The 13,870-nt window shown below is 64.5% G+C and carries 12 protein-coding genes; 11 read left to right on the forward strand and 1 reads right to left on the reverse strand.

Features of this window, described 5'->3' with window-relative positions; genetic code table 11:
- Nucleotide 1 precedes the first annotated feature (1 nt).
- Nucleotides 2–349 (reverse strand): iron-sulfur cluster insertion protein ErpA, encoded by a 348-nt coding sequence (gene erpA, locus ASC75_RS04085; RefSeq protein ID WP_055970779.1) that lies wholly within the window; start codon nt 347–349, stop codon nt 2–4.
- A gap of 71 nt (nt 350–420) precedes the next feature.
- On the opposite strand from erpA, the gene ASC75_RS04090 reads away from it, so the two are divergent.
- From ASC75_RS04090 to serS, 11 genes are all read left to right on the forward strand, one after another.
- A complete protein-coding gene (locus ASC75_RS04090) occupies nt 421–1,641 on the forward strand; it encodes a deoxyguanosinetriphosphate triphosphohydrolase (RefSeq protein ID WP_055970782.1) in 1,221 nt (406 codons plus the stop codon).
- A 71-nt stretch (nt 1,642–1,712) separates the two neighbouring features.
- Nucleotides 1,713–3,470, forward strand: a complete 1,758-nt coding sequence (argS, locus tag ASC75_RS04095) for an arginine--tRNA ligase (protein ID WP_055970784.1) — start codon at nt 1,713–1,715, stop codon at nt 3,468–3,470.
- Between the two features lie 106 nt (nt 3,471–3,576).
- Nucleotides 3,577–6,807 (forward strand): SPOR domain-containing protein, encoded by a 3,231-nt coding sequence (locus tag ASC75_RS04100; RefSeq protein WP_055970785.1) that lies wholly within the window; start codon nt 3,577–3,579, stop codon nt 6,805–6,807.
- Between the two features lie 120 nt (nt 6,808–6,927).
- A complete protein-coding gene (nagZ, locus tag ASC75_RS04105; protein ID WP_055970787.1) occupies nt 6,928–7,947 on the forward strand; it encodes a beta-N-acetylhexosaminidase in 1,020 nt (339 codons plus the stop codon).
- Between the two features lie 65 nt (nt 7,948–8,012).
- Nucleotides 8,013–8,813 carry a ScpA family protein gene (locus ASC75_RS04110; RefSeq protein ID WP_055970963.1) on the forward strand — a complete coding sequence of 267 codons (801 nt, stop codon included), beginning with the start codon at nt 8,013–8,015 and terminating at the stop codon, nt 8,811–8,813.
- Complete coding sequence (gene scpB, locus ASC75_RS04115; RefSeq protein WP_055970789.1) at nt 8,810–9,544, forward strand: SMC-Scp complex subunit ScpB; 735 nt, start codon at nt 8,810–8,812, stop codon at nt 9,542–9,544. The genes ASC75_RS04110 and scpB overlap by 4 nt, the downstream gene beginning before the upstream one ends.
- 39 nt (nt 9,545–9,583) lie before the next feature.
- Nucleotides 9,584–10,687: an ABC transporter ATP-binding protein gene (locus ASC75_RS04120; protein WP_055970792.1), complete on the forward strand. Its 1,104-nt coding sequence runs from the start codon at nt 9,584–9,586 to the stop codon at nt 10,685–10,687.
- Between the two features lie 35 nt (nt 10,688–10,722).
- Nucleotides 10,723–10,941, forward strand: coding sequence for a twin-arginine translocase TatA/TatE family subunit (locus tag ASC75_RS04125; RefSeq protein ID WP_055970794.1), 219 nt, complete (start codon nt 10,723–10,725; stop codon nt 10,939–10,941).
- 32 nt (nt 10,942–10,973) lie between these two features.
- Nucleotides 10,974–11,624 (forward strand): Sec-independent protein translocase protein TatB, encoded by a 651-nt coding sequence (gene tatB, locus ASC75_RS04130; RefSeq protein WP_055970796.1) that lies wholly within the window; start codon nt 10,974–10,976, stop codon nt 11,622–11,624.
- Nucleotides 11,625–11,665: 41 nt separating this feature from the next.
- On the forward strand, nt 11,666–12,508 hold the full coding sequence (gene tatC, locus ASC75_RS04135) for a twin-arginine translocase subunit TatC (RefSeq protein WP_055970965.1): 843 nt from the start codon (nt 11,666–11,668) through the stop codon (nt 12,506–12,508).
- A gap of 57 nt (nt 12,509–12,565) precedes the next feature.
- Nucleotides 12,566–13,870: a serine--tRNA ligase gene (gene serS, locus ASC75_RS04140; protein WP_055970798.1), complete on the forward strand. Its 1,305-nt coding sequence runs from the start codon at nt 12,566–12,568 to the stop codon at nt 13,868–13,870.

The raw sequence follows: 13,870 nt of genomic DNA on the forward strand, positions 1-13,870 counted from the left end.
GCTAGATGGAGAAGCTGGTGCCGCAGCCGCAGCCGGCGACTGCGTTGGGGTTCTTGATCTGGAACGACTGGCCCATGAGGTCGTCGACGAAATCGACCACCGAACCGCCCATGTAGACCAGCGACAGGTCGTCCACGAGCAGCGTCGCGCCGTCACGTTCGATGGCGACGTCGTCGTCGTTGCGGCCATCGACCAGGTCGAACTTGTAGGAAAAACCGGAGCAGCCCCCGCCTTCGACCGAGATGCGCAAGGCAATCTTGCCCGGATCGCCGGCGACGATCTTTGCAATCCGCCTGGCAGCGGCTTCGGTCATGTCGACCTTCATGGCAGTCTTGGCATCAGCGCCCATCGGCGTCACCTTGCTTTCGGTTTCTTATGATAGGTATGAAGCCACCTGGGGCAAGTCAACAGGTGGGGAGTATGGCAGGCGAGCGGCAACTTGGCGATATCGGCTTCGGCTACCGGCCGCGCGCGGCCTATGCCTGCGATCCCGCGGCTTCGCGCGGCCGTCTGTTCGACGAGGTCGAGAGCCCGACGCGCACGCCGTTCCAGCGCGACCGCGACCGCATCATCCACTCGACCGCCTTTCGCCGCCTGAAGCACAAGACCCAGGTGTTCGTTGCCCATGAGGGCGATCACTTCCGCACCCGGCTGACGCACACCATCGAAGTGGCGCAGATCGCCCGCGCGCTTGCCCGCGCCTTGCGCTGCGACGAGGATCTCGCCGAGGCGATCGCCCTTGTCCACGATTTCGGCCATACGCCCTTCGGGCATACCGGCGAGGACGCGCTGAACGAGAAGATGGCGGCCTGGGGCGGCTTCGACCACAACGCCCAGTCGCTGCGCGTGGTGACAAGGCTGGAGAGCCGTTATGCCGAATTCGACGGGCTCAACCTGACCTGGGAAGCGCTCGAAGGGCTGGTCAAGCACAATGGTCCGCTGACCGACACCTCAGGTAAGGGCCTGAATGGGCCCGTGCCGCAGGCGATCCGCGACTATTCCGAATTGCACGACCTCGAGCTTGACCGCTTTGCCAGCCTGGAAGCGCAATGCGCGGCCATCGCCGACGACATCGCCTACAACACCCATGACATTGACGACGGGCTCAGGGCCGGCCTGCTGACGCTCGACATGCTCGATGGCGTGGGCCTGCCTGCCTCGATCCTGCGCGGCGTGCGCGAGCGCTATCCGGCCCTTGATGCCGTGCGCACCGGCCACGAGTTGATGCGGCGCCAGATCACCATCTTCGTCGAGGACGTCATTGCGACCGCAACCGCCCGGATAGCGCGCCTGGCGCCTGGAAGTGCCGACGAGGTCAGGTCGGCCGGCGAAGCGATGGTGACCTTTTCCGACGAGATGGCGGCGTCCGAGAAGGAGCTCAAGGCCTTTCTCTACCGCAACATGTACCGGCATTCGGAGGTGATGCGGGTGCGGGCCAATGCCGACCGCATCGTGCGCGAGCTGTTCGATGTCTATTATGCCGATCCCCGTGCCATGCCAGAGGGGTGGCGCGAGGGGCTGGACCGGGCCGAGGACCGCATCAAGGCGCGTGCCGTCGCCGATTTCCTGGCCGGCATGACCGACACCTACGCCATCAAGGAACACCGGCGCTTGTTTGACCATACGCCCGATTTGGTTTAGGCCGGGAAAATCAACATTCAGTGGAATGTCACGTCAAAAGTGGCGTCGAAGCGTCCTACGAAAGCCTAGAAATGAACATTTTCGCCGATTTCAGCGAGCGGATCACCAAAGCCGTCGAAGCCCTTGAATTGACTCCGAAAGACGGCGGTGTGCTTGACCTGACGCGCATTGCAGTCGAGCCGCCGCGCGACGCCACCCATGGTGACCTGGCAACCAATGCGGCGATGGTGCTGGCCAAGCCGACCGGGCAGAACCCGCGCGCGCTGGCCGAACGCCTGGTCGCGGAACTCGCCAAGGACGCCGATGTGGTCAAGGCCGAGGTCGCCGGCCCGGGTTTCGTCAACCTCAAGCTCAAGGACGCGTTCTGGCAGAAGCATCTGTCCGATCTCCTGTCGCGTGGCGCCGACTATGGCCGCTCGGGCTTTGGCAAGAAGAAGCGCGTCAACGTCGAATACGTTTCGGCCAACCCGACCGGGCCGATGCATGTCGGCCACTGCCGCGGAGCGGTTGTCGGCGATGCGCTCGCCAACATCCTCGGCTTCGCCGGTTATGACGTCACCAAGGAATATTACATCAACGACGCCGGTGTGCAGATCGACGTGCTCGGCCGCTCGGTGATGCTGCGCTATCGCGAAGCGCTCGGCGACGCCATAGGCGAGATCCCGGCAGGTCTCTATCCCGGCGATTATCTCGTACCGGTCGGTCAGGCGCTGGCCAAGGAGTTTGGCCGCGACCTGCTGCAGAAGCCCGAGGACGAAGCGCTTGGCATCATCAAGGACCGCACCATCGATGCGATGATGGAGATGATCCGCGAAGACCTGGCGCTGCTCAACGTCCGCCACGAGGTCTTTTTCTCCGAGCGCACGCTCCATGCCGACAACGCCAGGGCGATCCGCTCGGCGATCAGCGACCTGACGCTGAAGGGTCACATCTACAAGGGCAAGCTGCCCCCGCCCAAGGGCGAGAAGCCGGACGACTGGGAAGACCGCGAGCAGACGCTGTTCCGCTCGACCGAGGTCGGCGACGACATGGACCGCCCGCTGGTTAAGTCGGACGGCGCTTTCACCTATTTTGCCGCCGACGTCGCCTATCTCAAGGACAAGGTTGATCGCGGCTTCGAGGAGCTGGTCTTCGTGCTCGGCGCCGACCATGGCGGCTACGTCAAGCGCATGGAAGCGCTGGCGCGCGCGGTCACCGACGGCGCCGTGAAGCTCGACGTGCTGCTGTGCCAACTGGTCAAGCTGTTCCGCGACGGCGAGCCGGTGCGCATGTCCAAGCGGGCAGGGGAGTTCATCACCCTGCGCGAGGTGGTCGAGGAAGTCGGCCGCGACGCGATCCGCTTCATGATGCTCTACCGCAAGAGCGATGCGCCCCTGGACTTCGATTTCGCCAAGGTCACCGAGCAGTCCAAGGACAACCCGGTCTTCTACGTGCAGTACGCCTCGGCCCGTACCCATTCGGTGTTCCGGCAGGCCAGGGAGCAGCTGGGCGAGGTCGGATTCGAGCGTTCGAAGCTCAGTGCAGCTGTCGAGCGGCTGACCGACGAAGGCGAAATCGCGCTTGTCAAGAAGCTCGCCGAGTATCCGCGCCTGATCGAGTCCGCTGCTCAGTCGATGGAGCCGCACAGGCTGGCTTTCTACCTTTACGATCTCGCCAGCAGCTTCCACGGACACTGGAATCGCGGCACGGACAACCCCGACTTACGGTTTGTTAAGGTTAACGATCCAGAATTGACCCATGCCAGACTCGGGCTGGTGCAGGCTGTTTCGGACGTCTTGACGTCGGGCCTGGCGTTGATCGGAGCGGATGCGCCCACCGAAATGCGCTAGGTTAACAGAGGCTTTCTGTCACCTTTTGCCCACATTGCGCTGGTAAGGGCCAACCTTACGCGACGTTCATGGCGTCCGAAAAAAGTGCGAGAGTTCGGGAAAAAGAATGGCAGACAGACCCCAGCTGAAGATCGCCGATAAGAACGATTTCGCCGATGAAGATCCGTTCGCCGAGCTGACGAGGATCATGGGCTTCGATCCGCGCCAGCCTGTGGTGCGCCAGGATGTTGGCGTGCCCGCGGCCCGGGTCGAGCCGGCGATGGACGACGATTTCGGCATCGACCTGGAAAAGGAGCTGCTCGGCGAGCTGGCCGGCGACGACCTGTTGGCCGCACCGGAGCGTGATGCGCCCGCCGGCTATGTCCAGGCTGATGCGCCGACGGCCTATGCGCCAGCCGAGGCTCGTTTCGAAGAGACTGGTTATGGTCGCGCGCAAGAGCCGGAATTTGCTTCCGATCCCTCGTTCGATGATGCCGTCGCCGCATCCTTCGAGCAGGAGTTTTCGCTGGAGGACGAACTGCTCAGGCCTGAAGAGCAGGCTTATGCGGTCGAGCCAGCCTTTTCGGCGGAGCCGGCTTATGCCGTGGAACCGACCTTCGCCGTCGAGCCTGCCTATGCGGCTGCGCCCGAAGCCGTGGCCGACGCGGCGTTCGACGATGCCGTCGCTGCTTCCTTCGACGAACACTTCACGCTCGAAGACGAACTGCTGCCGGTCGAGGAGACCGCTGCGCAGGTCGAGGGGCCCGTGGCCTATCAGGCGCCCCTCGAAACCGATCTCGATGCTGACTTCGATGTCGCGCTTGCCGATGTCGACATGGATTTTGCAGCCCATGACGGTGCGGATTACGCTGTCGAAAGCGATGGCGGCGATCAGCTGACGCTCGGCGAATATCAGCCGGCCGAGGCTGAAATTGCCTTCACCCATGAGGACTTGGCCGAAGAGCCGCAGGTGCAGGCAGCTCCTGCCGCCCAGGCCCAGGCCCAGGCCCAGGATTACGACGAGTTCGAGCGCCGCCTGCAGGATGCCCTGCGCGACGAGGAGCCTGCTTACGAGCCTGCCGCTGCCCACGCGCCGGCCTTCGAGCCCGAGGTCGCCACGGCAGCCGCGCCTGCGGCCGCTGTCGCGGCTGACACCAGCCTCGAGGACGAGCTCAACGCGCTGCTCGGCACCATGAGCAATCAGGCCAAGGCGCTTTCCGAGCCTGCACCGCTGCGCGTCGAGGCGCCGGAGCCAACGTTCACCAACTCGTTCTGGGCGCCTGAGCAGCCCGCCGAAACCGAGCCGCAGGCGGTTGAAGACGCCGACTATGCGGCGTCCTACGCCGATGAGACGCATCAGGTCGAGGATTTCGCGGCCGCCGACGAAGCGACGGTTGTCGCTTCCGATGCAGGCTACACCGAGCCCAGCTACGACCAGCAGGCCGACGTCGATGTCAATTTCGACGACGACGCCTTCGACATGGCTTTCGAGCGCAGTGCGGAAGCGGCCGTGACTGAAACTGTCGCGCCCGCCGCAATCGCGCCTGCAGCCGTGGCCGCCGCTGACCGGCCGCTGGCAGCATCGCGCTATGAACAGGCCCGCAGTTGGGGCCTGGGGACGCCCGTCGCCCCGCGCGCAACGGCGCCTGTCGCCGAGACGCAGCCGAGCTACCGGCCCGAGACCTATGCTGCGCCTGCACCAACCTACGTGCCGCAGGCAGAGCCCGAAGCTTACGTGCCGCAGCCCGAGCCGGAATCCTATGTGAACCAGCCCGAGCCCGAAACCTACGGGCAGCAGGCCGAGCCCGCCGTCGATGTAGCCGACGATCTCGAAGCTGAACTGTTCGCCGCCGTTTCGTCCTTTGACGATGCACCCGACGTCGAGACGGTGGACGTGCCGGAGAAGGCCGTCGCCCTGGCCGACGATCTCGACATTCCCGAGTTGTCCTTCGAGGACGATACGCCCCCGGCACCGGCCTTCGACGATCTCGATAGCGAATTCTCGAACCTCATGAACGAGATGAACGCCCCCGAGGCAAGCAAGCCGTCAGCTTCGTCGAGCTATGAACCCAATCCCTATGCCAGCGGCTTTGACCGAAAGACGCTGCGTGACGGCGATGCATCGCAGCCGATCGAGTTTGCCGCAGCCGCAGCAGCGGCGGGCGCGGCCGGCATGTACGCCGGTCGCCAGTCACAGGCTCAGGCAGACGATCGCCTGATCGGCTTTGACCTTGGTGGCATGCAGCAGGGCCGCGGTTCGGCGCCGCGTGAGCAGGCACCGGTCGACGACTTCGACTACGATCCGGATTTCGACGAAGCCATGGAAGCGCTGCCCGGTTCGTCGGCTGCGGCACGCCCGGCCCGTCGCGGCCTCATGATCGCCGCTATCGTCGGCGCGGTCGCCGTTGTCGGCGGCATCGGCGCCTGGGGGCTCTCCTTCGGTGGCGGCGATGACGCCGGTGCGCCTGTCATCGTCAAGGCTGACGAGACCCCGATCAAGGTCAAGCCGGAAAATCCGGGTGGCATGACCGTGCCGAACCAGGACAACAAAGTCTATGACCGTGTCGCAGGCGGTGCCGCCAACGGCGCGCCGGCGCAGGAAAAGCTCGTCACCAACACCGAAGAGCCCATCGATGTGGTGGCTCAGGACGCCGAGGCACGCGCCAACGACACGCTGCCGCTGGATGCGGATGAGACCGCCGATGCGCCGCTGCCGAAGGCCGAGGATCGCGTCGCGCAGGCCGCTCAGGCAGACCAACCCGACGCCAGCACCGAGACGGCCGCAGTTGCCCCGCGCAAGGTCCGCACCATGGTCGTGCGGCCCGATGGCACGCTGGTGCCGCGCGAAGATCCGGCACCTGCCGCGGTGGCTGCCGCCGAGCCTAACGATCCGGCGCCGCAGCGCGTCGCCAGCGAGGCTACCGGCACCGTGCCTGCGCAACCCGCCCTTGCGCCGGTTGCCAACACCCCGGCGCCTGCCCAGTCGGCAAATACGCCCGCTTCGGCTCCGATCGCTCCGCAGCGCCCTTCCGAACAGCCAGTCGACGTGGTCGGCGAGGTCAAGCCGGACCAGGTTGCGGCCCTCGCGCCATCGGCCCCGACCGCAGCAGCTTCGGGTGCCTGGGCGATGCAGATCGCCTCGCAGCCGAGCGAAGCCGCCGCCAAGTCGACCTATGCCGATCTGGCCCGCCGCTATGGCAGCGTGCTCAACGGTCGCGAGGTCAGCATCGTCAAGGCCGAGATCGCCGGCAAGGGCACCTTCTGGCGCGTCCGCGTGCCGGCCGGCACCCGCAACGACGCGGTCAGCCTGTGCGAGAGCTACAAGGCAGCCGGCGGCAACTGCTTCGTCTCGAAGTAGGTTCGCAGCCAACAAATCGGCAAACGGCGCGGCACCTGCTGCGCCGTTTTTCGTTTCCGGTCCGCCCGCGCGGATTGCAGCCGATTCTCTCTCACCCAAAAAGGCGCTAAGCTTCCCGTCATGACCGAATCAAAGTCCATCATCCTCGGCTGCGCAGGCCTGTCGCTCATCGCTGAAGAGATTGCCTTCTACCGTCGCGAGCGGCCGTGGGGCTTCATCCTCTTTGCCCGAAACGTCAAGGAGCCGGAGCAGATCCGCGACCTCGTCGCCCAGATGCGTGACAGCGTCGGACGGCCGGATGCACCCGTTTTCATCGATCAGGAAGGTGGGCGCGTGCAGCGCCTGCGCCCGCCGCTGGCGCCGAACTACCCCGCCGGCGGTGCGCTGGGCGCGCTCTATCGCAATGACCGCGAGGCGGGCCTGCGGGCGACATGGCTGCTCGCGCGCCTGCATGCCTTCGATCTCGCCCGCTACGGCATCACCGCCGACTGCCTGCCGGTGCTGGATGTTCCGGTCGAGGGGGCGAGCGACGTCATCGGGGCGCGTGCCTATGGCAAGGATCCGGAGAGCGTTGCCGCACTCGGCCTCGCTGCGGCTGAAGGGCTGCTGGCAGGCGGCGTCCTGCCGGTCATGAAGCACATTCCCGGCCATGGCCGGGCCGTTTCGGACACCCATTTCGAATTGCCGACGGTCCATGAAACGCTCGATGAGTTGCGCGCCCACGACTTCGCGCCGTTCAAGGCGCTGAACCATCTGCCGATCGCCATGACCGCGCATGTCATCTTCAGCGCGGTCGATCCCACGGCCCCGGCGACGACGTCTCGCAAGGTCATCGAGGAAATCGTGCGCGGCGAGATCGGGTTCGACGGCCTTCTGGTCAGCGACGACACCTCGATGAAGGCACTTTCTGGGGATTTCCCGTCAAAGTCGGCGGCAATCCTTGCGGCGGGCGTCGATCTTGTCCTTCACTGCAACGGGGTGATGGAGGAGATGGAGGGCATCGCCTCGCGGGCCACGGCACTTTCCGGCAAGTCGCTCGAGCGCGCCGAAAAGGCCCTTGCCATGGTCAAGGCGGGCGATGGCCATGATGAAGCATCGCTTCGGGCGGAATTCGGACAATATTTCGAGGCAGTTGCATAGCCTCTCAACGAGAAGGCAGGGATTTGGCGGAAGCATTGGAAAGCAAGGCGCAGAAGCCGGCACCGATGGACCGCCTGTGGGCGGAGAACGCCGACCAGCGCACGACCGACGATCCGTCGCTGGTTGTCGACGTTGCCGGCTTCGAAGGCCCGCTCGACCTCCTGCTGCATCTGGCGCGCAGCCAGCGCGTCGACCTGTCCCGCATTTCGATCCTGGCGCTGGTCGAGCAGTACCTCACCTTCGTTTCGCAGGCGCGGGCGCTGCGGCTGGAACTCGCAGCCGACTATCTGGTCATGGCGGCCTGGCTCGCCTTCCTGAAGTCCAAGCTGCTGATCCCCAAGCTACCGGGCGACGAGGGCGAAAGCGGCGAAGAACTGGCAGCAGTGTTGCAGTTCCGGCTCAAGCGGCTCGAAGCCATGCGCGATGCCGCCTCGCGGCTGGTCAACCGCAACCGGCTCGGTCGCGACGTCTTCCAGCGCGGCGCGCCCGAACTGGTCATCGTCGACAAGCGCAACGAATATTCGGCCTCGCTCTACGATCTGTTGAGTGCCTATGCCGGCCAGCGGCAGCGCCAGGCCATCACCAGCGTGCAGATTGCCAAGCGCGGTGTCTGGTCGCTCAAGCAGGCACGCGACATCCTGACCCGCATGGTCGGGGAGTTGAAGGACTGGACCGCGCTCGACCATTTTCTCATCCGCTACATGACCAGCCCAGAAGAGCGCGCAACCGCGATTGCCAGTTCTTTCGCCGCGAGCCTGGAAATGGTTCGGGAGGGTAGCGTCGAAATCCGTCAACACGAACCGTTCGCGCCGATCTATCTGCGTGAGCGCCAATCCGCCCCACGGCAGACCGAAGGTGCTGCATGAGCGAAGGATCGAACGTCGTTCCGTTTTCCGTCGATGACGAGGATGGCGATGCCGTCGAGATCAATCCGGCGGCGCGGCTGCATCTGGCGGAGGCCGTGCGCATGGCCGAAGCGATCGTCTTCGCCAGCGCCGAGCCGGTGAGCGAACGGCAGCTCGTTTCGCGCCTGCCCGAAGGTGTCGACGTGCCAGCGGCTATGGCCGAACTGCAGCGCATCTACGAGCGCCGCGGCGTCAACCTGGTCAAGGTCGCGGATTCATGGGCCTTTCGCACGGCGGGCGATCTGGCTTTCCTGATGAGCCGTGACACGGTGCAGCAGAAGAAGCTGTCGCGCGCCGCACTGGAAGTGCTTTCGGTGATCGCCTACCACCAGCCGGTGACCCGTGCCGAGATCGAGGACATCCGCGGCGTCGAAACCTCCAAGGGCACGCTCGATACGCTGATGGAAACCGAGTGGGTGCGCATGCGCGGCCGCCGCAAGACGCCGGGGCGGCCGGTCACCTACGGCACCACCGACAAGTTCCTCGATCATTTCGGCCTGGAGGAAATCCGCGACCTGCCCGGCATGGAAGAGCTGAAGGGAGCAGGGCTGCTGTCGTCGCGCATGCCGCCCGGCTTCTCGGTGCCGTTGCCGCCGTCCGACCCGGACCTGCTGTCCGACGACGAGGATCCGTTGACGGACATCGATCTCGAGGAGCTTGGCCTGTTGACACCCCGCGTCACAGATGATTGACCGGCGCCGGTGTGGAACCGGCCCCGGGAGGTCCATTCTGTGACGACCAGCCAAGCCCAGGCGGCATCCCGCGTCACTGCGGGCGTGACCTTCGCCGCGCGCCTGTCCTTCGAAAACATCCGCCATTCCTTTGGCAATGGCTCGGAGACGCTGCGTGACGTCAGCCTTGCCGCCGAGCCGGGTGAGGTTCTGTGCCTGCTCGGCCCCTCCGGCTCGGGCAAGACGACGCTGCTCAGGATCGCCGCCGGCATCGAGGCGCAGACATCCGGCCAGGTCATGCTCAACGGCAAGGAAATCGCCGGTCCTTCGGTCTTCCTGCCGCCGGAACAGCGCTCAATCGGCCTGGTTTTCCAGGATTTCGCCCTGTTTCCGCACCTGACCATCCTCGACAATGTGCGGTTCGGCCTGACTGCCCTGTCGCGCGAGGAGGGCAGGCGCGAGGCTTTGATCGCGCTCAACCGCGTCGGTCTCGAGCATTATGCCGACAATTATCCGCACGCGCTGTCCGGCGGCGAGCAGCAGCGCGTCGCCCTTGCCCGTGCCCTCGCGCCGCGTCCGGCGGTGCTGCTGATGGACGAGCCGTTTTCGGGTCTCGATTCGCGGCTCAAGGATTCGGTGCGCGCCGAAACGCTGGCAATCCTGCGCGAAAGCCGCGCCACCGCGATCGTCGTCACCCACGACGCCGAGGAGGCGATGCGCATGGGCGACCGTATCGCGCTGCTGAAGGATGGCAAGCTGGTGCAGACGGGCAGGGCGGATGATTTGTACCTCAGGCCGGCAAACCTGTTCGCCGCCGGTTTCTTCTCCGAGCTGAACGTCTTTTCGGCCAGGGTTGTCGACGGTTACGCCGACACACCTGTCGGCGAGGTTGAAACATCGGTCGCCGACGGTACCCAGGTATCGGTGGCCGTGCGCCTGACCGGCATCGACGTCAGCGAAGACACCGGCGAAACCCAGGCGCGCGTCATCTCGCGGCGGTATCTCGGCGTCGTCGAATTGCTGGAACTTGCGGTGCCGGGAGCGGAAACGCCGGTCAGGGCGCGTGTGCGATGCGGCGCTTTGTCCGCAAAAGCTCGGGATATATGGCTGTCGCTTCGGAAAGCGGATGTTCTAGTGTTTGAATCTGGAAGCGAAAGAGCCTAGATCAATCGCAGGGAAACTGTTCAAGAGAGAGTTCAATGGGTTCGTTTTCAATCTGGCACTGGCTGATCGTTCTGGTCGTCGTGCTGCTGCTGTTCGGCCGTGGCAAGATCCCCGAACTGATGGGCGACATGGCCAAGGGCATCAAGAGCTTCAAGAAGGGCATGTCGGACGATGAAGCCGAAGATGCCAAGACGGTCGAGCATCGCAACGACGAGGCTGTAAACTCGACCAAGGAAAAGGCCAGCAAGAGCTGACCATAGTCTCTTGCTAGCCGGATCGCACCGACATGTTTGAAATCGGCTGGACCGAAATGCTGGTGATCGCGGTCGTCATGATCGTGGTCGTCGGCCCCAAGGATTTGCCCAAGATGCTCCGCACCATTGGGCGGATGACGGCCAAGGCCCGTTCCATGGCGGGCGATTTTCAGCGCCAGTTCAACGAGGCGCTGAAAGAAGCCGAACTCGATGACGTCAAGAAGTCGCTCGACGATCTCAAGGGCCTCAATCCGGCCAATGAGATCAGGAAGCAGCTCAATCCGTTCGAAAAGGCGGCGGCCGACGTGCGCGCCGGGCTCGATACCGCGATGAAGCCGTCGCAGCCGGCGGCGCCGGCCGACCCGGCGTCGAGCGCCGTGCATCCGGCGGAGCCGCTGAAGAACGGCGCAACCGTCATGCCGGGCGTCGCGGCTCCCGAGGCAACGCCGGTCGTCCCGGCCGCCGAGGTCAAGGCGACGCCCGTGCCCGCTGTCGAAGTGGCTGCCAAGGCTGGCAAGGCGGAAACAATGCCGAAGGCGGCCGCCAAGCCCAAGGTCGTGGTGCAGGCCAAGGCCAAGGCTGGTCCCGCCAAGCCGGTTGCCGCCAAGGTCGCGCCGGCAAAGGCGGCTGCGCCCAAGAAGACGGTCGCCAAGACGACGACAAAAGCAGGAAAAGCCTCGTGAGCGCCGAAGACGACGAGATCGACAAGTCCTCGGCTCCGCTGATGGAACATCTGATTGAGCTGCGCACCCGCCTGATGTGGTCCATCGGCGGCTTCTTCGTCGCTTTCCTGGTCTGCTTCTTCTTTGCCAAGCAGCTGTTCAACCTGCTGGTGATCCCGTTCAAATGGGCAACCAGCTGGGCCGGTCTCGACCCGGAAAAGGTCGAGCTCATCTACACTGCGCCGCAGGAATTCTTCTTCACCCAGATCAAGCTCGCCATGTTCGGCGGCCTTGTGATCGCGTTTCCGATCATCGCTTCGCAGATCTACAAATTCGTCGCCCCCGGCCTCTACAAGAACGAGCGCGCAGCGTTCCTGCCGTTCCTGGTCGCGTCGCCGATCCTGTTCCTGATGGGGGCGTCGCTGGTCTACTTCTTCTTCACGCCGATGGTGATGTGGTTTTTCCTCGCCATGCAGCAGTCCGGAGGCGAAGGCGAGGTGCAGATTTCGCTGCTGCCCAAGGTCTCGGAATATCTCAGCCTCATCATGACGCTGATCTTCTCCTTTGGCCTGGTGTTCCAACTGCCTGTCGTGACGACGCTTATGGCGCGCGTCGGCATGGTCAGTTCCCAGGGATTGGCCGACAAGCGCAAATGGGCGATCGTCATCGCCTTCGTGGTTGCCGCCATACTGACGCCACCCGATCCGGTCAGCCAGATCGGCCTTGCCCTTCCCACGATCCTTCTTTACGAGATTTCCATCTGGACCGCCCGGATGATCGAAAAGAAGCGCGAGCAAGAGCGCGTGGCGAGCGAAACTGAGAAAGCGGGCGACAACCCCGCCGAGCAGACGCAAGCAGCACCGACCTCGCTCGAAGGCACAGGCAGCGGCACGAACGCCGGCTGACAGCCCGATCCGCCGTCGCGGTCGTTTCGACAACCGCCGCGACCGGAAACTTTTTAAATGCTTGATATCAAATGGATTCGCGAGAACCCTGAAGCTCTAGTCGAAGCGCTGACCAAGCGCGGGCAGCCGGCTTCGGTGGCGAGCTCGACGGTTGATGACCTGATCGCCAAGGACGAGGCGCGGCGCGCCCATGTTTCGAAGCTGCAGGAGGCGCAGGAGCGCCGCAATGCCGCGTCGAAGGAAATCGGCAACGCCATGCGCAATGGTGATTCCGCCCTGGCTGAGAAGCTGAAAGCCGAAGTCGCCGACATCAAGGGCTTCATCCAGGACGGCGAGGGCCTCGAGCGCGAGCTCGACAAGGCGCTCGACGGTGCTCTCGCGGTCATCCCCAATATTCCGCTCGCTGACGTGCCCGTCGGCAAGGACGAGAACGACAACGTCGAATTGCGCAAGGTCGGCAAGGTCATGCCGCGCCCGAACTGGGTGAGGGAGCATTTCGAGATCGGAGAGGCGCTCGGCCTGATGGATTTCGAGCGTGCCGCGAAGCTTTCGGGTGCGCGTTTCACCGTGCTGAAGGGCCAGCTTGCCCGCCTCGAACGCGCGCTCGGCCAATTCATGCTCGACCTGCACACGACCGAGCATGGCTACACCGAGGTGCAGCCGCCGCTTCTGGTGCGCGACGAGGTGCTGTTCGGCACCAACCAGCTGCCGAAGTTCGAGGAAGACCTGTTCTTCGTGCCGCATGGCGACAGCCGCCTCGGGCTGATCCCGACAGCGGAGGTGCCGCTGACCAACCTCGTGCGCGAGGAAATCCTGGCCGGCGATCAATTGCCGATGCGTTTGACGGCGCTGACGCCGTGCTTCCGCTCGGAGGCAGGCTCGGCTGGCCGTGACACCCGCGGCATGCTGCGCCAGCATCAGTTCTACAAGGTTGAACTGGTTTCGATCGTCGACGCCGAAAGCGCGCTTGCCGAGCACGACCGCATGACCGATTGCGCCGAGAACGTACTCAAGTTGCTCGGCCTGCCGTTCCGTACCGTCGTGCTGTGCACCGGCGACATGGGCTTTGGCGCGCGCAAGACCCATGACATCGAGGTCTGGCTGCCGGGCCAGAACACCTACCGCGAGATTTCGTCCTGCTCGGTCTGCGGTGATTTCCAGGCGCGCCGCATGGATGCGCGCTATCGCCCGAAGGAAGAGAAGGGCACGCGCTTTTTGCACACCCTCAATGGCTCGGGCGTAGCCGTCGGCCGTGCCCTGATCGCCGTCATCGAGAACTACCAGAACGAAGACGGCAGCGTAACGATTCCTGAAGTGCTGCTGCCTTACATGGGTGGCCTGACCAAGATCGAAGCGAAGTGA

Source organism: Aminobacter sp. DSM 101952 (assembly GCF_001424795.1).
Lineage (GTDB): Bacteria > Pseudomonadota > Alphaproteobacteria > Rhizobiales > Rhizobiaceae > Aminobacter > Aminobacter aganoensis.

Excerpts from the sequence above, each read along its gene's own strand:
- ASC75_RS04110 (WP_055970963.1), top strand. The coding sequence starts at position 8,013 with ATGGACCGCCTGTGGGCGGAGAACGCCGACCAGCGCACGACCGACGAT.
- serS (WP_055970798.1), top strand. The coding sequence starts at position 12,566 with ATGCTTGATATCAAATGGATTCGCGAGAACCCTGAAGCTCTAGTCGAA.
- tatC (WP_055970965.1), top strand. The coding sequence starts at position 11,666 with ATGGAACATCTGATTGAGCTGCGCACCCGCCTGATGTGGTCCATCGGC.
- nagZ (WP_055970787.1), top strand. The coding sequence starts at position 6,928 with ATGACCGAATCAAAGTCCATCATCCTCGGCTGCGCAGGCCTGTCGCTC.
- erpA (WP_055970779.1), bottom strand. The coding sequence starts at position 349 with ATGGGCGCTGATGCCAAGACTGCCATGAAGGTCGACATGACCGAAGCC.
- tatB (WP_055970796.1), top strand. The coding sequence starts at position 10,974 with ATGTTTGAAATCGGCTGGACCGAAATGCTGGTGATCGCGGTCGTCATG.
- ASC75_RS04100 (WP_055970785.1), top strand. The coding sequence starts at position 3,577 with ATGGCAGACAGACCCCAGCTGAAGATCGCCGATAAGAACGATTTCGCC.
- ASC75_RS04125 (WP_055970794.1), top strand. The coding sequence starts at position 10,723 with ATGGGTTCGTTTTCAATCTGGCACTGGCTGATCGTTCTGGTCGTCGTG.
- argS (WP_055970784.1), top strand. The coding sequence starts at position 1,713 with ATGAACATTTTCGCCGATTTCAGCGAGCGGATCACCAAAGCCGTCGAA.
- ASC75_RS04090 (WP_055970782.1), top strand. The coding sequence starts at position 421 with ATGGCAGGCGAGCGGCAACTTGGCGATATCGGCTTCGGCTACCGGCCG.
- scpB (WP_055970789.1), top strand. The coding sequence starts at position 8,810 with ATGAGCGAAGGATCGAACGTCGTTCCGTTTTCCGTCGATGACGAGGAT.